19 protein-coding genes, 1 tRNA gene and 1 other RNA gene are annotated in these 18,153 nt (G+C 70.1%); 8 read left to right on the top strand and 13 right to left on the bottom strand.

The window, feature by feature from the left end:
* Positions 1-14: 14 nt before the first annotated feature.
* A complete protein-coding gene (locus tag KF903_RS04070) occupies positions 15-1,229 on the bottom strand; it encodes a metal-dependent hydrolase (protein ID WP_291211340.1) in 1,215 nt (404 codons plus the stop codon).
* 74 nt (positions 1,230-1,303) lie between these two features.
* Between KF903_RS04070 and gpmI the strand changes: the two genes are divergently transcribed.
* From gpmI to KF903_RS04090, 4 genes are all read left to right on the top strand, one after another.
* The gene (gene gpmI, locus KF903_RS04075; protein WP_291211343.1) at positions 1,304-2,830 is read left to right on the top strand and encodes a 2,3-bisphosphoglycerate-independent phosphoglycerate mutase; all 1,527 of its coding nucleotides are present in this window, start codon (positions 1,304-1,306) and stop codon (positions 2,828-2,830) included.
* Between the two features lie 7 nt (positions 2,831-2,837).
* Positions 2,838-4,001, top strand: a complete 1,164-nt coding sequence (locus tag KF903_RS04080; protein ID WP_291211346.1) for a peptidoglycan DD-metalloendopeptidase family protein — start codon at positions 2,838-2,840, stop codon at positions 3,999-4,001.
* Positions 4,002-4,070: 69 nt separating this feature from the next.
* The gene (locus KF903_RS04085; protein ID WP_291211349.1) at positions 4,071-4,961 is read left to right on the top strand and encodes a hypothetical protein; all 891 of its coding nucleotides are present in this window, start codon (positions 4,071-4,073) and stop codon (positions 4,959-4,961) included.
* A gap of 110 nt (positions 4,962-5,071) precedes the next feature.
* Positions 5,072-6,433 (top strand): S41 family peptidase, encoded by a 1,362-nt coding sequence (locus tag KF903_RS04090; RefSeq protein WP_291211352.1) that lies wholly within the window; start codon positions 5,072-5,074, stop codon positions 6,431-6,433.
* 119 nt (positions 6,434-6,552) lie between these two features.
* Here the strand turns inward: KF903_RS04090 and KF903_RS04095 are convergent, their stop codons facing one another.
* The 5 genes from KF903_RS04095 to crp all read right to left on the bottom strand — a co-directional run bounded on the left by KF903_RS04095 (position 6,553) and on the right by crp (position 11,101).
* Positions 6,553-7,236, bottom strand: a complete 684-nt coding sequence (locus KF903_RS04095; RefSeq protein ID WP_291211355.1) for a rhomboid family intramembrane serine protease — start codon at positions 7,234-7,236, stop codon at positions 6,553-6,555.
* A gap of 8 nt (positions 7,237-7,244) precedes the next feature.
* Entirely contained in the window at positions 7,245-8,105 is an 861-nt protein-coding gene (locus tag KF903_RS04100) for a general secretion pathway protein GspB (RefSeq protein WP_291211359.1), read from the bottom strand.
* Positions 8,106-8,125: 20 nt separating this feature from the next.
* Positions 8,126-9,730 carry an AAA family ATPase gene (locus tag KF903_RS04105; protein ID WP_291211362.1) on the bottom strand — a complete coding sequence of 535 codons (1,605 nt, stop codon included), beginning with the start codon at positions 9,728-9,730 and terminating at the stop codon, positions 8,126-8,128.
* 35 nt (positions 9,731-9,765) lie between these two features.
* The gene (locus KF903_RS04110) at positions 9,766-10,404 is read right to left on the bottom strand and encodes a hypothetical protein (protein WP_291211363.1); all 639 of its coding nucleotides are present in this window, start codon (positions 10,402-10,404) and stop codon (positions 9,766-9,768) included.
* A gap of 82 nt (positions 10,405-10,486) precedes the next feature.
* Positions 10,487-11,101, bottom strand: coding sequence for a cAMP-activated global transcriptional regulator CRP (gene crp / locus KF903_RS04115; RefSeq protein ID WP_291211722.1), 615 nt, complete (start codon positions 11,099-11,101; stop codon positions 10,487-10,489).
* A 340-nt stretch (positions 11,102-11,441) separates the two neighbouring features.
* On the opposite strand from crp, the gene speD reads away from it, so the two are divergent.
* The 4 genes from speD (at position 11,442) to KF903_RS04135 (ending at position 13,420) form a co-directional block, all read left to right on the top strand.
* A complete protein-coding gene (speD, locus tag KF903_RS04120; RefSeq protein ID WP_291211366.1) occupies positions 11,442-12,227 on the top strand; it encodes an adenosylmethionine decarboxylase in 786 nt (261 codons plus the stop codon).
* A gap of 209 nt (positions 12,228-12,436) precedes the next feature.
* Positions 12,437-12,871, top strand: a complete 435-nt coding sequence (gene rplM, locus KF903_RS04125) for a 50S ribosomal protein L13 (RefSeq protein WP_291211369.1) — start codon at positions 12,437-12,439, stop codon at positions 12,869-12,871.
* A 67-nt stretch (positions 12,872-12,938) separates the two neighbouring features.
* Complete coding sequence (rpsI, locus tag KF903_RS04130) at positions 12,939-13,331, top strand: 30S ribosomal protein S9 (protein WP_291211372.1); 393 nt, start codon at positions 12,939-12,941, stop codon at positions 13,329-13,331.
* A 15-nt stretch (positions 13,332-13,346) separates the two neighbouring features.
* Positions 13,347-13,420, top strand: a tRNA-Gln gene (locus KF903_RS04135).
* A 495-nt stretch (positions 13,421-13,915) separates the two neighbouring features.
* Here the strand turns inward: KF903_RS04135 and KF903_RS04140 are convergent.
* The 7 genes from KF903_RS04140 to KF903_RS04170 all read right to left on the bottom strand — a co-directional run bounded on the left by KF903_RS04140 (position 13,916) and on the right by KF903_RS04170 (position 18,052).
* Positions 13,916-15,418 carry a choice-of-anchor Q domain-containing protein gene (locus KF903_RS04140; RefSeq protein ID WP_291211375.1) on the bottom strand — a complete coding sequence of 501 codons (1,503 nt, stop codon included), beginning with the start codon at positions 15,416-15,418 and terminating at the stop codon, positions 13,916-13,918.
* Entirely contained in the window at positions 15,415-16,059 is a 645-nt protein-coding gene (rpiA, locus tag KF903_RS04145) for a ribose-5-phosphate isomerase RpiA (protein WP_291211378.1), read from the bottom strand. Before rpiA ends, KF903_RS04140 begins: the two co-directional genes overlap by 4 nt.
* Positions 16,056-16,541, bottom strand: a complete 486-nt coding sequence (locus tag KF903_RS04150) for an EVE domain-containing protein (RefSeq protein WP_291211381.1) — start codon at positions 16,539-16,541, stop codon at positions 16,056-16,058. Before KF903_RS04150 ends, rpiA begins: the two co-directional genes overlap by 4 nt.
* Before the next feature lie 57 nt (positions 16,542-16,598).
* Positions 16,599-17,213 carry a 5-formyltetrahydrofolate cyclo-ligase gene (locus KF903_RS04155; protein WP_291211383.1) on the bottom strand — a complete coding sequence of 205 codons (615 nt, stop codon included), beginning with the start codon at positions 17,211-17,213 and terminating at the stop codon, positions 16,599-16,601.
* Positions 17,214-17,340: 127 nt separating this feature from the next.
* A non-coding RNA gene (ssrS, locus tag KF903_RS04160) (6S RNA) lies at positions 17,341-17,527 on the bottom strand.
* A gap of 7 nt (positions 17,528-17,534) precedes the next feature.
* Positions 17,535-17,837, bottom strand: coding sequence for a cell division protein ZapA (locus KF903_RS04165; RefSeq protein WP_291211386.1), 303 nt, complete (start codon positions 17,835-17,837; stop codon positions 17,535-17,537).
* Positions 17,834-18,052, bottom strand: a complete 219-nt coding sequence (locus KF903_RS04170; RefSeq protein ID WP_291211388.1) for a TIGR02449 family protein — start codon at positions 18,050-18,052, stop codon at positions 17,834-17,836. The genes KF903_RS04165 and KF903_RS04170 overlap by 4 nt, the downstream gene beginning before the upstream one ends.
* Positions 18,053-18,153 lie beyond the last annotated feature (101 nt).

The following is an 18,153-nucleotide window of genomic DNA, read 5'->3' on the forward strand; positions in this document are numbered from 1 at the left end:
CGGGCAGTCTGTCGCTACGGGCGCTCGAGCCAGCGGCCCGCCCACGGCACGGCCCGCGGGCAGGGCTGCGCGCCATCGAGATCGATTTCGGCGAAGCCGAGCGCGGCTTCGCGGTCGAAGCGCAGGTCGCCGAGCACGAGCCGCCCATCGCTGCGTGCCAGCCAGGGCACGCGCATGAACTGCAGGGCGGCCCGCGCGCGGCAGTCGCGCTGCGCGGCGGCGCGCAGCGCGCCCAGCGACGAGCGAACCTGCCCGAACCATTGCCGCTGCGCGTCGTCCACGGCCGCCACTGCACTGAGCGGCGCGGTGGTGGCGCCGCGCAGTCCGCGCGCCGGACAGCGTGCGGCCGGCACCCGGTCGGGCAGCAGCGCCACCATCGCACGGCGCGCGATGAGCGCATCGCCCTGCGTCTGCACGAGCAGGGCTTCCCAGCACAGCGGATCGGCCGGCAGCGGCGTCAGCACGATGTCGGCGAGCCTCTCCCGCGGCCAGGTGGTGTCGGCGAAAGCGGTGAGGCGGGCGCGCAGCAGCGCGCCGGCGCCGATGAAACAGGCACTCGCGCCAAGCCACAGCGCCAGCCCGCAGCCGAGTGCGACCGCCGCGCGGCAATGCGCGCCGATCACCAGCAGTGTGCCCGCCGCGGCGGCCAGTGCGAACGCCACGGGCAGGCGCACCAGGCCGCTGCCGAACGCGGCGACCACGATGAGGCCGAGCGCCAACGCGAGCAGCAGCCGTGCGAGCCGGCTGCGCAGCGTGAACAGCAACGGCGTTGCCGCCAGCCACAGCCACGGTTCGACGATGAAGATCGCATCGCCGTAGACCCAGCGATTGTCGAGCGGCCACAACGGATGCACGCCGTAGCTGTTGCTGTAGTCCATCGCCAGATGCAGTGCGGGGCCGAGCACGGCCGCCGCGCCGAGCACGGCCCAGTCGTGCCGGCTCGGCACGAGGTGGCGCCGGCGCAGCCACCACTGCGCCACGCCGGCGAGCAGCAGCGCCGTCGCCAGTGCGATGAGGATCGTGTGCGTGTAGCCGCGATGGTGCAGCAGGTAGTCGAGGCGGTCGTGCCAGCCCGAGTCGAGCAGATCGAGGTCGGGCAGGTTGCTGCCGACGGCGGCCAGCACCACCACGAGGTCGCGTCGTGGCTGCGCCGGCATGTCGCTGCGGCTGAAGCGGGCCAGGCATTCGCCGACGAGCGCGCCGATCAGGGTGTGCGAGATGTTGTCCACCGGTTCGATGATACGGCCCGGCGCGCGCGCAGGGCTTGGGCTAGGATTGCATCTTTGCCGCCATCGATCCGACCGTGGCCAGACCTCGACCCGTACTGCTGCTGATCCTCGATGGCTGGGGCCATCGGGAAGACCCCGTCCACAACGCGCTGGCGCTGGCCGAGCTGCCCAACTGGCGCCGACTGTTGCGCGAGTGTCCGCACACACTCGTCGACACCCATGGCGAACACGTCGGCCTGCCGCAGGGACAGATGGGCAATTCCGAGGTCGGCCACATGAACATCGGCGCCGGCCGCATCGTCTACCAGGACCTGACCCGCATCGACGCGGCGATCGCCGATGGCGATTTTCCGCGCAATGCCGCTCTCGTCGGCGCCTGCGCCGCAGTCAAGGCCAGTGGCGGCACGCTCAACGTGCTGGGCCTGGTTTCGCCCGGTGGCGTCCACAGCAGCGAGGAGCACATCCTGGCGCTGCTCGACCTGGCCGCGCGCGCCGGCGTGGCGCGCATTGCCGTGCATGCCTTCCTCGATGGCCGCGACACGCCGCCGCGCAGCGCACGCGGACCGCTCGAGCGGCTCGTGGCCAAGTGCGCGAGCGTGCCGGGCGCGTTCGTCGCCAGCGTCAGCGGACGCTACTACGCGATGGATCGCGACCAGCGCTGGGAGCGCGTGGCGCTGGCCTGGCAGGCCATCGTCGATGGCACGGCGCCGCACTACACCGATGCGCTGGCTGCACTCGATGCCGCCTACGCGCGCGGCGAGAACGACGAATTCGTCACGCCGGGTGTGGTGGCGCGCGACTGGGCCATGCGCGATGGCGATGCGGTGGTGTTCATGAACTTCCGCGCCGATCGCGCGCGCCAGCTCTCGCACGCATTCGTCGATGCCGGCTTCGACGGCTTCGCGCGCGCACATGCGCCGCGCCTGGCCGCGTTCGTCACCCTGACCGAATACGAGCAGGGCCTGGTTGCCGACAGCGCGATCGCGTTCCCGCCGCAATCGATGCACAACACGCTGGGCGAATACCTGGCCGGGCTCGGCCTGCGCCAGCTGCGCATCGCCGAGACCGAGAAATACGCGCACGTCACGTTCTTCTTCTCGGGCGGACGCGAGGCGCCGTTCGCGGGCGAGGAACGCATTCTCGTGCCGAGTCCCAAGGTCGCCACCTACGACCTCAAGCCCGAGATGAGCTGTCCCGAGCTCACCGACCGGCTCGTCGCCGCGATCGGCTCGGGACGTTTCGACTTCATCGTCTGCAACATCGCCAACCCCGACATGGTTGGCCACACCGGCATCGAGAGCGCCGCGATCGCGGCGGCCGAGGCCGTCGATGCGGCGCTTGGCCGCATCGAGGCCGCGATCCGTGCCGCCGGCGGCGAGATGCTGATCAGCGCCGACCACGGCAACCTCGAGCAGATGGTCGATGACAATGGCGAGCCGCACACGCAGCACACGGTCGGACCGGTGCCGCTCGTCTACGTCGGCCGCAAGGCCCGGCTCAGCCGCGGCGCGCTGCGCGATCTCGCCCCGAGCGTGCTCGCGCTCATGGGCCTGCCGCAGCCGGCGCAGATGAGCGGCCACAGCCTCGTCCGGTTCGACTGAGCCGGGCATGCTGCGTGCGCTCGCCCTGAGCCTGGCGGCGGTCCTGCTGTCGGCCGGCCCGCTCCTCGCCCAGGACGCGCTGCAGGCGCAGCACAAGGCGCAGGAGGCGCAGGCCGTGCAGCGGCTGGAGGCCGTGCGTGCGCAGATCAAGGCGCTCAGCGCGCAGCAGCATGCCGCCAGCGACGCGCGCGACGCCGCCTCGCGCGCGCTGCGCGAGAGGGACCTGGCACTGGCCGCGGTGGCGACGCAACTGCGCACGCTCGACGCGCAACTGGCGGACCAGCAGCGCGAGATCGATGCGCTCGAGCAGGAGCGCGCGCAGCTCGAGCGCCGGCTCGCCGCGCGCAAGCAGGCCTTGGCGCGCCTGCTGCGCTCGGCCTATGCCCTGGGCAATCACGAGGAACTCAAGCTCCTGCTGCAGCAGGACGACGTGGCCGCGGTGGCGCGCGTGCTGGCCTACCACCGTTATTTCCAGCGCGCCCAGCTCGGCCAGATCGACGCACTGCGCAGCCAGATGCAGCGCCTCGTGCAGTTGCAGGATTCGATCCGTGCCGCCAGTGCGGAGCTGTTCGCCACGCGCGATGCGCGCAACGCCGAGAGCGCGCGGCTCGATGCCGAACGCGCCGAGCATGCGCGCCTGGTGGGCGAGCTCGACGCGCGGCTCAAGGCGCAGGGCGCGCAGCTGGCGGGGCTCGATCGCGACGAGGGCGAACTCAAGCGCCTGCTGGAACGCCTGCGCGATGTGTTCGCCGACATTCCCGCGCAGATCCAGGGTGCCGAATCGCTGGCCGCCTTGCGTGGCCGCCTGCGCTGGCCGCTCAGCGGCCGCGTGGTGACGACCTTCGGCGCCAGCGATGCGACCGGACGGCGCAGCAGCGGCGTGCTGCTGGCGGCCAAGGCCGGCACGCCGGTGCAGGCCGTCGCGCGCGGTCGGGTCGCGTTCGCCGACTGGCTGCGCGGCTACGGCCTGGTCATCATCCTCGATCATGGCGATGGCTATCTGAGCCTGTACGGTTGCAACGAAACCCTGCTCAAGGACGTCGGCGACTGGGTCGACGCGGGCGAGGCGATCGCCACCAGCGGCGCCAGCGGCGGTCAGGCCACGCCGGGCCTGTACTTCGAGCTGCGGGTCAATGGTCAGGCGGTCGATCCACGCGGCTGGCTGCGCTGATCGGCGGCGTTGACGGCAGCGGCGGGGCCGGTCGATGCTGTGCCCGGCACGGCTGCGGAGCAGGGCACGATGTCGGCAACGTCATTGTTCACCACCCGGCGCGGCGAGTTCCGTCGCATCTACGGTCAGCTCAGGCGCGATCGCGCGCTGTTCGCGCGCACGCCGATCGTGTTCTGCGAAGGTGATTCGTGGTTCGCCACGCCGCTGGCAATGAACCTGCTCGACTGGCTGGTGTGGCCGGCACCCGAGGATGAGACGCGTGGTGTGCCGCTGTTCGGCGCCGGCGGCCTGTTCTTCCGCGCCGAACACAGTGGCGACCGGGCGCTGCAGATGTTCGATGCGGACGGGGTGCGCGACAAGGTCGATTGGTTCGCCGCCTTCGAGTTCGACCTCGTCCTGCTCAGTGCGGGCGGTAACGACTTCGTCGGTGACTTCCTCGTCGAGCTGTTTGCCGACGTGCGCCGCGCGATGAGCGTCGACGCCGCATTGCAGCGTGTGCGCGCGAGCGGCCGCTACGCGGCCGTGCGCGCTGCGCTGCAGCGCATGATCGCGGCGCTGCAGGCCACCCGCGCCGGCGTGCCGGTGCTTGCCCACAGCTACGACTATCCGCGCCGGCTCGGCGCGCCGGCCGTCCTCAGCCTGCACAACGTCGGCCTCGCCGCGCTCGCGCGCAGCGGACTCGGGCCATGGATCGCGCCGGCGCTGGCCGTGGCGTTGCCTGCCGCGGCCGACCAGCGCGAGTTCGCGCGCAGCCTCATCGACGGCTATGTGGCAGAAGTGCTGGAGCCACTGCGCGCCGACCCCGTCAGCGGCCAGGTGTTCGATTTCGTCGACCTGCGCGGCACGCTCACGCGCGAGGACCAATGGGCCGACGAGATGCACCCGACCAGCGCCGGGTTTGCACTGCTGGCGGCGCGCTTCCGGCGCCAAGCGCGGGCGCGTCTGCAGATCGAGGTCTGAGCCGGCGCCGCGCAGCGCTGCGGCTGGCCGCAGCCGGCGCCGGTGGCGCGGTCGAAGCGGCCCGGCACGCTGGCGTACACTCGCGCCTTGCCCTGTCTGCCGGAACGCCGATGCGCCTGCTGCCCGCCCTCGCCCCGCTCCTTGCCCTGACCTGCACGCTGGCGTTCGCGCAAGCACCGGGCGGACAACCGGCGCCGCCGGCGGCACCGGCGACGCCGGGCGCGGCCACGCCGACCCCGCCGCGGCACCGTGTCGATCTGGCCGACATCCGCATGTTCACGGCCGTGTACAGCCTGATCCAGCAGGCCTATGTCGATGAGGTCGACGACCAGCGGCTCATGCGCGCGGCGATCCACGGCCTGCTGGCCAATCTCGATCCGCACAGCGAGTACCTCGACAAGGAAGCCCTGGAAGGCCTGAACGAGGACACCAGCGGCAGCTACGGCGGGCTCGGACTGGAGGTGATCCAGATCGACGGCAGCCTGCGCGTGGTGGCGCCGATCGACGATACCCCGGCACAGCGCGGCGGCATTCGCGCCGGCGACATCATCGTCAGCATCGACGGCAAGCCGGTGCAGGCCGACGACCTCGACGAGGCCGTCAAGCGCCTGCGCGGCGCGCCCGGCACGGCGGTCACGCTTGGCGTGCTGCACGAGAAGCAGACCGCACCGGTCGACATCGAGCTCGTGCGCGAGGCGATCCACGTGACCAGCGTGCGCGGGCGGCTGCTCGAAGCGGGCTTCGCCTACCTGCGCATCAGCGCATTCCAGGACGAGACCGGCGTGCAGCTGCGCAAGCAGATCGAGCGCCTGGTCGCCGACAACAAGGCGGCGCTGCGCGGCGCCGTGCTCGATCTGCGCAGCAATCCGGGCGGACTCGTCACGGCGGCGGTGGCAACGGCCGACGACTTCCTCGACGGCGGCGTGATCGTCACCACGCGCGGGCGCATCCCGCAGGCCGACACCTCGTTCAGCGCCACGCCGGGCGACCTGCTCGGCGGTGCGCCGCTCGTCGTGCTGGTCGACAACGGCACGGCCTCTGCGGCCGAGATCGTCGCCGGTGCGCTCAAGGACAACCACCGCGCCCTGCTCATGGGCCGGCGCACGTTCGGCAAGGGCTCGGTGCAGACCGTGTTGCCGATCGACGCCGAGCATGCGGTCAAGCTCACCACCGCGCGCTATTACACGCCCAGCGGAGCCTCGATCCAGGCCGAAGGCATCCAGCCCGACATCACGCTGGCCGACCTGAGTCTCAGCGCGCGTGACGGCGAGCGGGCCGTGTCGTTCGGCGAGCGCGACCTGCGCAACCACCTCAAGGGCAGCGCGGAAGGCGATGCCGAACCAGCCGCGACGGCACCGGCCGCAGCCGGCGTGCCGCGCGACTACGCACTCAACGAGGCGCTCAACGTGCTCAAGGCGCTGGCCCTGCGGCCACCGGCAGCGACGCCCGCAGCGGTACCAGCCAGGAACTGAGCGGTGACGGCGCAGGCCGTGCGTCGAGCGTTCGCGGCGCGCCGATTCGAGCCGGGCGCAGTCGCCACCTCGTCACGTCGGCGGGCGTCGACCGCGAAGCCGCCGCGCCGCCGCAGCGCTCACTGCCTCAGCCGGCGCGCAATAGCCGGCCGCGCCAGCAGTGCCAGCACGATGCCAATGAGGAAACCGGTGACGTGGGTCCACCAGGCCACCGCGCCGAAGGCCGGGCCGACATAGGTGAACAGCAGTTGCAGTGCGGCCCAGAAGCCGATCAGCAGCATCGCCGGCACACGCACGAATTCGAGGAACATGCCCAGTGGCAGCACGAGGCCGAGCCGCGCGCGCGGAAACAGGCCCAGGTAGGCGCCGACCACCGCCGACACCGCGCCGCTGGACCCGATGATCGGCGCGCTGGTCCCGGGCATCATCCAGGCGCCGAACAGGTTGGCGAGGGTGCCGCCGGCCACGAACAGCACGAAGAAGCGCAGCGAGCCGAGCACGCGTTCGGCCGGCACGCCAAACACGATGAGGAACAGCAGGTTGCCGGTCAGATGCAACCAGTCGGCGTGGATGAAGATCGCCGTTACCAGGCGCGCCGCACGCAGTTCCAGCAGTTGTTGCAGCCACGGCGCCTGCGCATCGAGCAGCGTCGCCGGCACCGTGCCCCAGCGCAGGATCGTCGCGCTGCGCTGGTCGGGTGGCAGCGTGGTCAGCCACAGGAATACCACCACGCAGGCGGCGACCACGAACAGCGTGGCCCAGGGTGGGCCACCGCGACGCCGGCTCGGCAACTGCACGAACATCGGCGGCGTCAGCGCCCGTCGCGCGGGAACGTGAAGCTGTGCCCCCTGAAGTCGAGCACCATGCCGTCGCTGCTGATCTGCTTGAGCGTCACGCCGTCGGCGACCTGATCGCCCTCACCATGACGCTCGCCATTGATCACCACGAAGCGGTCGGCGGGCGCCGGCGCGTAGACGTGCATCGTCACATTCAGTGCCGGCAGGTCCTTGCGCACCGCGTACGGCAATTCCCACACCGAGGGGTAGGCGGGCGCGGCTGCGGCTGCGGCCGGCGCGGGCGGCGGTGAAGCCGGTGCCGGTGCCGGTGCTGGTTTCGGTGCTGGTGCTGGTGCCGATGCGACGGGGGCGCTGGCCGCTGGCAGCGGCGACGCCGGGCCGGCCGGCTCGGGGCGGTCGTGCACCGCACCGGGGCCTTCGACGACGGGCGCCTGCGCCGGCAGCGCGGCGGGAAGCGTCACCGAACCCGGTCGATCATCGGGTCGCGTGACCGGCAGTACCGGCGCGGCGGTCGGCGCCGGTGCGGCGGCAGGTGGCGGCGTGACCGCCACCGCGCCACCGATCTTGCCGTGGGGCGCCGGCGCGGCGCTGGCGGCAGGCCTGGGCGGTGGCGCCGCGGTTGGCGGGGTTGGTGCGGCGGGCGTCGCCGCGCCAGTCGGCGCTGCCGCGCCGGGCCTGGCGACGGGTGTGGGCACCGGTGCCGGCGTCCGCGACAGCCACCAGCCGACGCCGAGCGCCGCGGCGATCGCCAGCGCCAGCAGCGGCAGCAGGTTGCGGCGCCGCCGCGCCAGCACGATCGGCGTGCCGAGAGTGGGCGCTTCGCCGAGGCGGCGCTGCTGCTCCGACTTCTTGAGGGCTTCCAGTATCAACGACATGAACGATCCAGGTTGAAAAGTCAGTCCATCGTGCGCGACAGATGCGGGCCGTCGTCGTCGAGTGAGGACAGTGCGAACAGCGTCTCCGGTCCGATGATGCCATCGGCACGGATGCCGTAGGCCTGCTGCAGCTTTTCGACGCGGGCCTGCATCGCGGCATCGAAGCTGGCCGTCGGCGTGGCCCCGGCGCCGCCATCGAAAGTCTTGAGGTGATCGAGGGCCCAGGGCACGCCGGGACCGTTGGCACCGCGTTCGAGCCGCGCCGGCACATTGTCGGGCACGCGCCACAGCACGGTGAACGCGCCGTCCCAGAACTGGGCGAGCGCGGCGCGCGAGACTTCGTGGCGCTGGCCGGCGAGATCGATGCGCACGCGATCCTTGCCCACGCCCTGCAGCACGACGTGGGTCTCGTGCGGAGCCTTGCCGACCAGCAGGATCAGTGGCCGGTCGAAGCGCGCGAGCTGGTCGAGCGAGGCGCGGCCGCGCAGGCAGGCCAGGCCTGGTGCGATCAGCGCCGGACAACGTGCCGCGTCGCGCACCGACACGCGCTCGGCATCGACATGCCAACGCGACAGCAGCTGGGTGAACGCAAACAAGGCCGTGTCGGACTCACCGGCGAGCGCCGTGCGCAGGGCCTCGCTGTCATCGTCGGTCGGTGCCGGCGCCGGCACCGGTCGGGCCGGTTCGGGTTCGGCGACGAAGCCGGGCGGCGCTGCGCGGTGCTGCCAAGCCCAGGTGACGGCGGCGCCAGCCAGCGCGAGCACGACCAATGCCGCCCAGGCGCCATGCCGGCGCAGCCAGTAGCGCGCATGGCCGGGCAGGGCCTCGTCGGCGGCGCGATCGACGAGGCGCTCGCCGAGATTGGCCTGCTCGCGCGCGTAACCGGCCATCAGCGCACGGTCGGCGATGATGTTGATGAGGCGCGGAATGCCACCCGAACGGCGGTACAGCGCCTTGAGGCCGAGCCGCGAGAACGGCTGGCGCGCGCAGCCGGCGACGGCCATGCGATGGCGCACGTAGGCCTCGGTTTCGGCCGTGTCGAGCGGCGTGAGGTGGTAGCGCGCGGTGATGCGCTGGGCGAGCTGGCGCAGCTCGGGGCGGTCGAGCAGCTCGCGCAGCTCGGGCTGGCCGAGCAGGATGATCTGCAGCAGCTTCTGGGTCGGCGTCTCGAGGTTGGTGAGCAGGCGGACCTGCTCCAGCGATTCGGTCGACAGGTTCTGTGCCTCGTCGACGATGAGCACGACGCGCAGCCCCTGCGCGTAGGCGTCGAGCAGGAAGGCGTTGAGGCTGTCGGTCAGTGCCTTGAGGCTGCCTTGCCGGCCGGTGATGTCGAGCTTGAGCTCTTCGCAGACCGCTTCGACCAGTTCCACTGGCGACAGCTTGGGATTGAGCACGAGCGCGACGCGCGTGTTGTCGGGCAATTGCTCCAGCAGCAGGCGGCACAGCGTGGTCTTGCCGGTGCCGACTTCGCCCGTGAGCTGGACGAAGCCGCCGCTGCCACCCTTGCCGATGCCGTAGAGCAGATGCGCGAGCGCATCCCGGTGGCGATCCGAGAGGAATACGTAGCGCGGATCGGGCGTGATCGAGAACGGCGCCTCGCGCAGCCCGTAATACTCCAGATACATGCGGGCATGTTAGCAGGCCGCGTGCGCGCGCCTGTTCAGCGCACGTGAAATCCACGCGCGTGCCGCGGCGTCGAGGCCTCGTCGGCAAACAGCGCCATGGCGGTGGCAGCGACCTGGCGCGTGTCGTGCCAGGCGTAGCCGGCGACGCCGAGCGTACCGGCCACGGGCAGCCAGCGGGCGACACCACGCCCGACGGCGCGGCCCGACAGCGTCACGCCGATGCCGGTGGCGATGCGCTCGAGCACGCGCAGCGGCACGTCGCGGATCAGCAGCCGCGTGCCGACCTCGGCGGTCAGGCCGCGCAGCGCCTGGGCGGCGGCATGGCGGAACAGGCAGTAGAGCATGTGCGAGCGCGTCAGCTCGGCGTGGCGGCCGTAGGCGCCGGCGATGTCGGCCACGAGCTGGCGCTGGATGTGCCAGATGACGGCAAGTTCAGGTGCGATCGTGAGCCAGCCCAGCGGTCCGGGCGGCAGGGCCAAGGTGCCGGCGGCGAACGCGGCCTTGCCGGCGGCCGTGCGCGCCAGCGCCTGCGCCCGCCCGTGCGGGCCGGCGTGGGCCGCTTCGGCGCTGGCCGGAATGCGCGCGGCCAGGTCGAGAACCGTGCGCGTGAGCCGCGCGCCCGGCTCGTTGCCGGCCGGGTCGTTGTCGCGCGGGGCGCGAGCGGGGTGTTTCATGCGGTGACCGGGTGGCTGCAGGAGCGCCCGATGGTCGGCGCGCCAAGCTGTACGTTGGCTGGCCGCGCGGCCAGCCCAGCGCTCAGTGCGAACCGAGCACGACGATGGTCTTGCCGCTCACGCTGACCATGCCCTGCTCCTCAAGCTGCTTGAGCACGCGACCGACCATCTCGCGCGAGCAGCCGACGATGCGGCTGATTTCCTGGCGCGAGATGCGGATCTGCTTGCCGTCGGGGTGGGTGACCGCGTCGGGTTCCTCGATGAGGTCGAGCAGGGTCTTGGCCACGCGCTCGGTCACGTCCATGAAGGCCAGGCGGCTGACCTTGCGCGAGGTGTGCAGCAGACGGTTGGTGAGCTGGGAGCCGATCGCGAACAGGATCTTGGGACATTCCTCGCGCAACGGACCCTCGAACAGCGCGAACATGCGTTCGTAGCTGATTTCGGCCAGTTCGCAGGGGGTGCGCGTGCGCACCATGACCTCGCGGCGCGGGGTTTCCACGAACAGGCCCATCTCGCCGATGAACTCGCCGCGGTTGAGGTAGGCCAGGATCAGTTCGTTGCCGGCCTCGTCCTCTGACGACACCGTGAGCGAGCCATCGATCACGTAGTAGAGGATGTTGGCCGAATCGCCGGGGCGGATGATCGCGGTCTTGCTGGCATAGCGACGGCGATGGCAGGCGCCCAGGAAGCGCTCCATCGCCGCGCGGTCGGGCACCAGGATCGATGGTGCCTGCACGCGGTTGACCTCGCGCTGCAGCGTGTAGCGGAAATCGGTGATCTTGCCTTGTGCTTCCACAGGGACCCCTACTGCAATGGGTGCAGACGTGACGGTCGCCGCGGAACATGCGGCAAGGCCGCAATGTGCGAGCCCGCTGCGACCGGATGCGGCCTAGTATTGCAAATTGCGACCGGGGTCGCAGCAATCGGCGCCGGGTGGCGCTGGACTGTGCGGTTTCATCGTGGCGGTGCATGCTCCATAATCCGCGCCCCGCGGCGTGCAAACCGCGGCTGCTTCGTCGTCCGTTGGGGGTTTCGCCGTGGTCAAGCCGATTCCGCGCCTGCAGCTGCAGGGTTTCAACAACCTCACCAAGGCGCTGAGTTTCAACATCTACGACATCTGTTATGCGGTGTCGGAGGACCAGCGTCGCCGCTACATCGAGTACATCGACGAGCAGTACGACGCCGACCGCCTGACCCAGATCCTCAGCGACGTGGCCGAGATCATCGGCGCCAACATCCTCAATATCGCGCGCCAGGACTACGATCCGCAGGGTGCGTCGGTGACGATCCTCATCTCCGAGCATCCGATCGTCGACAAGCTCGGCAAGGACATGATCTCCGACGCGGTGGTGACGCATCTGGACAAGAGCCACATCACGGTCCACACCTACCCGGAGACCCACCCGCACAACGGTATCGCCACGTTCCGAGCCGACATCGACGTGGCGACGTGCGGGGTGATTTCGCCACTCAAGGCGCTCAATTACCTCATCGACAGCTTCGAATCCGACATCGTCACGATGGACTACCGCGTGCGCGGCTTCACGCGTGACGTGCGCGGGCGCAAGCACTACATCGACCACAAGATCAATTCGATCCAGGACTACCTGGCCAAGCACATCCGCCAGAAGTACGAGATGTTCGACGTCAACGTGTATCAGGAAAACATGTTCCACACCAAGATGCACGTGAAGGACTTCGACCTCGATACCTACCTGTTCGAGGCGCACGCCGACGATCTCTCGTTCAAGGACCGCCAGCGCATCGAGCAGCTGCTGCGCCGCGAGATCGAGGAGCTGTTCCACGGCCGCAACCTGACCTGAGGGCGGCCCCGGCATGGCGGCCGGCCGGCGGTCTTGGGCGGGCCCAGCCACGAAAGTCGCTGGCACTGGCGCCGGACGGTCGGGTTCGTGCTACCATGCGCGGCTCACGACAGGTAACGCGGTTGTCACGCGCCGACTCTTCGGCTATTCTCCCGCGCCCTCGATTTCGACTGCCCCGGTCATCCCGGGCCCAGCAGGGTATTACGGATATGAACACGATCAGCGCCAAGGCAGACGGCGTCAAACGCGATTGGTATGTGGTCGACGCCACCGGCAAGACCCTCGGTCGCCTGTGCACCGAACTGGCCCATCGCCTGCGCGGCAAGCACAAGACCGTCTACACCCCGCACGTCGACACCGGCGATTACCTCGTCGTGGTCAATGCGGAGAAGATCGCGGTGACCGGCAAGAAGCTCGATGACAAGAACTATCATCGCTTCACCGGCTACATCGGCAACCTCAAGACGACCTCGCTCAAGGACATGCTGGCGACGCATCCCGAGCGAGTGATCGAGATCGGCGTCAAGGGCATGCTGCCCAAGAATCCGCTCGGTCGCGCGATGTACCGCAAGCTCAAGGTCTACGCCGGGCCGAACCATCCGCACGCGGCGCAGCAGCCGCAGGCGCTCGACATCAAGGCGTGATCACTGCCCCGCGTGCGATGCCAGCGGCTCGCATGCGGACCAACAGAACCGACAGACGAACTCGACTATGGCTACCCAGCAGAATTACGGCACCGGCCGTCGCAAGTCCTCCGCAGCACGCGTCTTCCTGCGCAAGGGCAGCGGCGCCATCACGGTCAATGGCAAGGCACTCGATGAGTTCTTTGGCCGCGAGACCTCGCGCATGATCGTGCGCCAGCCACTCGAGCTGACCCAGAGCCAGGACAAGTTCGACGTGCTCGTCACGGTCGCCGGCGGCGGCATGACCGGCCAGGCCGGCGCGATCCGCCTCGGCATCGCCCGCGCGCTGGTCGAGTACGACGAAACGCTCAAGACACCGCTGCGCAAGGCCGGCTTCATGACGCGCGATGCGCGCGAGGTCGAGCGCAAGAAGGTCGGCCTGCACAAGGCCCGTCGCGCGACCCAGTACTCCAAGCGCTGACGTCCAACGCTCCGTTGGGGGATCGTCTAATGGTAGGACAACGGACTCTGACTCCGTTTATCTAGGTTCGAATCCTAGTCCCCCAGCCACGAATGCCAAGCCCCGCCTCGCGCGGGGCTTTGCATTCGTGGCTGGGGGACTGGTCCGATGCGGAACCTGTGTTCGACAAAATCGCCGGGAGCGATTTTGGACAGCGCGCAGCGCTGGCCCCGGAGCGCGCAGCGCGCAGGGGTGAGCCCCAGGGATGGGGCGAGCAATCCTGGTCCCGGCCCGGTCCGGCCCGGCCCGGCCAAGCCCCGCCTCGCGCGGGGCTTTGCATTCGTGGCTGGGGGACTGGTCCGATGCGGAACCTGTGTTCGACAAATCGCCGGGAGCGATTTTGGCCAGCGCGCAGCGCTGGCCCCGGAGCGCGCAGCGCGCAGGGGTGAGCCCCAGGGATGGGGCGACACGGTCATCCTCGTTTGTGCAGCGGGGCTGTGCGCGCCGCGCCCGTGCCGCGCTGCGATTTCCGGGCCGGTGTCGTGCGGCCAGTCCGTACCGCGCCCAACGATCGCCGCGGCGCCGCGGCCGAGCAGTGGCTGCGTTCAGTGCATCCGCCGCTGTCGCCAGCGCACCGCGAGCAGCAGGCCCAGCGCGAGCAGGCCAAGCGCCCAGCGCGACAGCATCGGTACTGCCGCGCGCGAGCCCGGTCCGCTCCCGCCCTGCCATTCGTAGGCGCCGATGTCGGGCGCGTGGCCCCAGTTGCGTACGAATGGATCGCCGCGCTGGTCGTTGGCGAGACCGAGGGCATTGCTGCCGGCATCGATGGCCGGGCTACCCGCGCGCAGCGCATGGGTTCGAGTGCGGCCGCCGTTGGACGCCAACGGCTGCAGCAGCGGATCGGATGCGAGCGTGCCGGCTGGCAAGGTGAGCAGAGGCGAGGCCGAGGCGAGCACGTTGCCGATGCCGCCGATCGCCACGCTCTGCGGCAGGGCGCCGTAGCGGTTGTCGCGGTTGCCGACATCGCTGGAATTGCCGAACACGATGCTGCTGCGGAAATTGCTGCCAGGCGCGTTGAGCCACACGCCGCCACCGTCGAGGGCCGAACGATTGCCGGTCACGGTGCTGTTGTCGAGCTGCAGCGCGGCCGGCCAGCGCATGAACAACCCGCCTGCGATGTCATGGCGTGCGAGGTTGCCCGACACCGTGGAGTTGATCATCGCCAGCGGGTTGAAAGTCGCGATGCCACCTGCGCGGCCGTCGCTGATGTTGCTGTCGATGGTCGAGCTGGTGATCGTGCCGCCGGTCACCGCAACGATGGCGCCGCCGATGTCGTAACTGGTGAAACCGGGATTGGGCTGATGGTCGGCCAGGTTCGCGCTGATCGTGCTGTTGTCGAGCTGCAGCGCATAGACGAAGGCCGCGCCACCGAAGGCCGCCGTTCCCGCGGCGGCATGCATGCCGCGGGCATGGTTGCCGACAATCGTGGTGTTGCCGAGCGTCAGCGAATAGGCGTACAGCGCGCCACCGTAACTGCCGATGCCGACCGCATAGCAGTCGCGCACCACGCTGTCGTACAGCTCAAGGTAGCCCGCCGAGGCGATGCAGCCGCCGCCAGAGACATGGAACTGCTCGGCGCGAGCGCTGCCACGGCGCAGCGTGAATCCCTTCAGGCGCAGCGTGCCGCCGCGCGGGTGGATGAACAGGCGATCGGCGGCATTGCCGTCGATCGCCAGCCGGTTCGCACCCGGGCCGACCAGTTCGAGGTCGTCGAGCCTGACCTCGATCGCGCCGGTCGTCAGCGTGATCGACGAGCAGTGCAAAGCGCTGAGGTCGATCGTGTCGCCACTGGCTGCCGCGGCAACCGCATCTCGCAGGCTGCCAGGGCCATCATCGTTGCAGTTGGCGACCGGATGTGTCGCCAGGGGGCGGCTGGCGCCAGCGTGCGGCGCGGCCTCGCGCGGCGCCGGCAGGGTCGGGAAGATGCGACGCGCGGCGTCGCCACGCAGCCGGATCCAGCTGGTGTCGACCGGCGATGCGGCCAGCGCCTGCACGCTGGCCGTCGCCAGCGCGGCGAGCGTGGCGGCATGCAGCGGCCGTCGCGTCACGGCATCACCTCGTCGCCGATCAGCACCACGTCGGCGCGCCGCGCCGCGAACAGGCCGACCGTGACCACGCCGGCGATCTGGTTGAGCTCGGCTTCCAGTGCCAGTGGCGCGCTGATGCGCAGGTTGTGCACATCGAGGATCCAGTTGCCGTTGTCGGTGACCACACCATCGCGCCACACCGGTTGACCGCCGCGCCGGACCAGCTCGCGCGCGACGTGGCTGCGCGCCATCGGGATCACCTCGATCGGCAGCGGGAAGCGGCCCAGCACCTCGACCCGCTTGCTGGCGTCGATCACGCACACGAACCTGCGCGATGCGGCGGCGACGATCTTCTCGCGCGTGAGCGCGGCGCCACCGCCCTTGATCAGGCACTTGGCGCCATCGCATTCGTCGGCACCGTCGACGTACAACGGCAATTCGCCGGTGGCGTTGAGATCGAGCACTTCGATGCCGTGCGCGCGCAGGCGCTGGCTCGACCATTCCGAACTCGACACCGCGCCGGCGATGTCGTGGCGACGCTCGGCCAGGGCATCGATGAAATGGGCCACGGTGGAGCCGGTGCCGACGCCGACGATCATGCCCGGTTCGACATAGCGCATCGCGGCGCGGGCGGCGCGACGTTTTGCCTCGTCCTGGTTCATGCGTGGCGGGTTCCTCGCTGCTGTCGTGATGAGGCCATGCCGAGCACGATGTCCCACTGGGCACGCGTGAACGGCAGGATCGAAAGCCGGTTGCCCCGCTGCAGCAGCGCGCAGCCGGCCAGGCGTGGCTCGTTGCGCAGCCGCGCCAGCGTGACCGGCTGCGCGAACTTTTGTTCGAACTCGACGTCGACCAGCACCCAGCGCGGCTGCGCGTGCGTGCTGCGGGCGTCGAAGTACTCGCTGTCGCGCTCGAACTGGCTCGGGTCCGGGTAGGCCGCGCTCGCCACGCGCGCGATCCCGACCACGCCCGGCTCGGCGCAGCTGGAGTGGTAGAACAGCACCGGATCGCCGATCTGCATGTCGTCGCGCATGAAGTTGCGCGCCTGGTGGTTGCGCACGCCGGTCCAGGGTTCCCGACCGACGCGCGCGAGATCGTCGATCGAGAACACATCCGGTTCGCTCTTCATGAGCCAATGACGCATCGACAATTCGCCCCGCGGTGCGGAAGCGGTGACTTTAGCAGCCCGCGGTGCCCGTCTTCACCCGGCCGCGGCGCAGCGGATGAGTTCGCGCTCGGTCGCGACGTAATCGAGCCGCACGTCCCAGGCTTGCGCCGCGAGTGCGGGCAGTTCCTGCAACGCGTAGCCGATGCCGACGAGAAGCGGGCGGGCAGCTGCGGCACGCTCGCGCAGGAAGGCGAAGCTGCGGTCGTAATAGCCGCCGCCGAAGCCGAGCCGGTGGCCGTGGCGGTCGAAACCGAGCAGCGGTACGAGCACGATGTCGAGTTCGGGCGCCGGCACCATCTGCTCGGCGGCGCAAACCGGCTCGGGGATGCCAAAGCGATTGGTTGCCAGCGGTGCGCCGACCTGCCATGGCGCGAACCACAACTGGCGGTGCGGGCGCACCACCGGCAGGTACCAGTGCTGACCGCGCGCATGGACGCCGCCGGGCAGCGCGGCCAGCGGCAATTCACCATCGGTGGCCCAGTAGCCTGCGATGCGCGGCGCGGTGAGGAACCCGGGTATCCGCTCGATCTGCGCCACCAGCGCTTGGGCGGCGGCCACCCGCTCGCCCGCGCTGAGGGCCGCGCGCTGCGCGCGCAGGTCCCGACGCAAGGCGTCACGCGCGGTCGCGGTTGCGGAGGCGCGAGTCATGCGCGGCGGTTGGCGGGGGGGGGCGGCGAGCGGTGGTGCGCCTGCGCGCGCTGCCGCCGAACGGCGCCGCGATCATGCGCCACCGCGCTGCGCGTGGCGGCGCTCATCGACGAGCGCAAGAAAGAAGATGTCCTCCACCGGAGCCGGTGCGCATCAAACGACCTTGATCCTGAGGGATCAGGTGGGAGGGCCGACGTCGCCTGCAGGCTTTCCGCTCGGGGCGGACTTGCACAATGGCGGCGTGGAGCCGACCCGGGTCGTTCATAGGAACAAGGCAATATGTAAGAGTGCGCTGCCGGGAACCGTAGAGGACATCCGCGGCTATTGTAGTGACGGCGCGAAGGCGCGTTCAAGCTTGAGATTGAGCGCATGCAGTTTTTCTGCCAACGCCTGCTCGCTGCTGCTGACACGCGCCTGCGTCTCCAGCAGCTCGTGGCAGATGTTGAGCGCGGCGAGGATCGCGATGCGATCGACACCGGCCGTGCGCGCGGAGCTGCGCATCTCGCGCATGCGCTCGTCGAGATGCCGTGCCGCAGCAACCAGCCCGGCGCGGTCGGCATCGCTGCAGGCGACGTGGAACTCACGGTCGAGGATCACCACCTTGACGGGTTCGCCTTCGCTCATGCCTGGTTCTGCTCCAGTGATTTGAGCCGCGCGATCATCGCTTCGACGCGCGAGCGCGCCTGTTCGTTGCGCGCGAGCAACTGTGCGCGCTCGTTGGCGAGCTGTTCCTGGCTGGCGCGCAGGCTGCGGTTTTCTTCCTGCAGGCTGCGACACAGCCCGAGCAGGCGATCGATGCGCTCGTCGATTGCGGACAGGTTGTGATCGAGCGTCGCCATGCGGGCCAATATAGCGGGATTCGTGCGCGGGAGACAGCCGGCGACAGGTCCGCAACGGTCCGCGATGGGCGCCGGCGGCAGCGGTCCGGCGCGGGATGGCC

This window comes from Dokdonella sp. (assembly GCF_019634845.1).
GTDB lineage: Bacteria > Pseudomonadota > Gammaproteobacteria > Xanthomonadales > Rhodanobacteraceae > Dokdonella_A.

Bases quoted from the DNA above. Each gene is read 5' to 3' on its own strand.
- KF903_RS04085 (WP_291211349.1), top strand. From the start codon at position 4,071: ATGTCGGCAACGTCATTGTTCACCACCCGGCGCGGCGAGTTCCGTCGC.
- rplM (WP_291211369.1), top strand. From the start codon at position 12,437: ATGAACACGATCAGCGCCAAGGCAGACGGCGTCAAACGCGATTGGTAT.
- KF903_RS04100 (WP_291211359.1), bottom strand. From the start codon at position 8,105: ATGTCGTTGATACTGGAAGCCCTCAAGAAGTCGGAGCAGCAGCGCCGC.
- KF903_RS04110 (WP_291211363.1), bottom strand. From the start codon at position 10,404: ATGAAACACCCCGCTCGCGCCCCGCGCGACAACGACCCGGCCGGCAAC.
- KF903_RS04155 (WP_291211383.1), bottom strand. From the start codon at position 17,213: ATGACTCGCGCCTCCGCAACCGCGACCGCGCGTGACGCCTTGCGTCGG.
- KF903_RS04080 (WP_291211346.1), top strand. From the start codon at position 2,838: ATGCTGCGTGCGCTCGCCCTGAGCCTGGCGGCGGTCCTGCTGTCGGCC.
- KF903_RS04165 (WP_291211386.1), bottom strand. From the start codon at position 17,837: ATGAGCGAAGGCGAACCCGTCAAGGTGGTGATCCTCGACCGTGAGTTC.
- crp (WP_291211722.1), bottom strand. From the start codon at position 11,101: ATGGAGCGCTTCCTGGGCGCCTGCCATCGCCGTCGCTATGCCAGCAAG.
- KF903_RS04150 (WP_291211381.1), bottom strand. From the start codon at position 16,541: ATGCGTCATTGGCTCATGAAGAGCGAACCGGATGTGTTCTCGATCGAC.
- rpsI (WP_291211372.1), top strand. From the start codon at position 12,939: ATGGCTACCCAGCAGAATTACGGCACCGGCCGTCGCAAGTCCTCCGCA.
- KF903_RS04170 (WP_291211388.1), bottom strand. From the start codon at position 18,052: ATGGCGACGCTCGATCACAACCTGTCCGCAATCGACGAGCGCATCGAT.
- KF903_RS04095 (WP_291211355.1), bottom strand. From the start codon at position 7,236: ATGTTCGTGCAGTTGCCGAGCCGGCGTCGCGGTGGCCCACCCTGGGCC.
- KF903_RS04105 (WP_291211362.1), bottom strand. From the start codon at position 9,730: ATGTATCTGGAGTATTACGGGCTGCGCGAGGCGCCGTTCTCGATCACG.
- KF903_RS04090 (WP_291211352.1), top strand. From the start codon at position 5,072: ATGCGCCTGCTGCCCGCCCTCGCCCCGCTCCTTGCCCTGACCTGCACG.
- rpiA (WP_291211378.1), bottom strand. From the start codon at position 16,059: ATGAACCAGGACGAGGCAAAACGTCGCGCCGCCCGCGCCGCGATGCGC.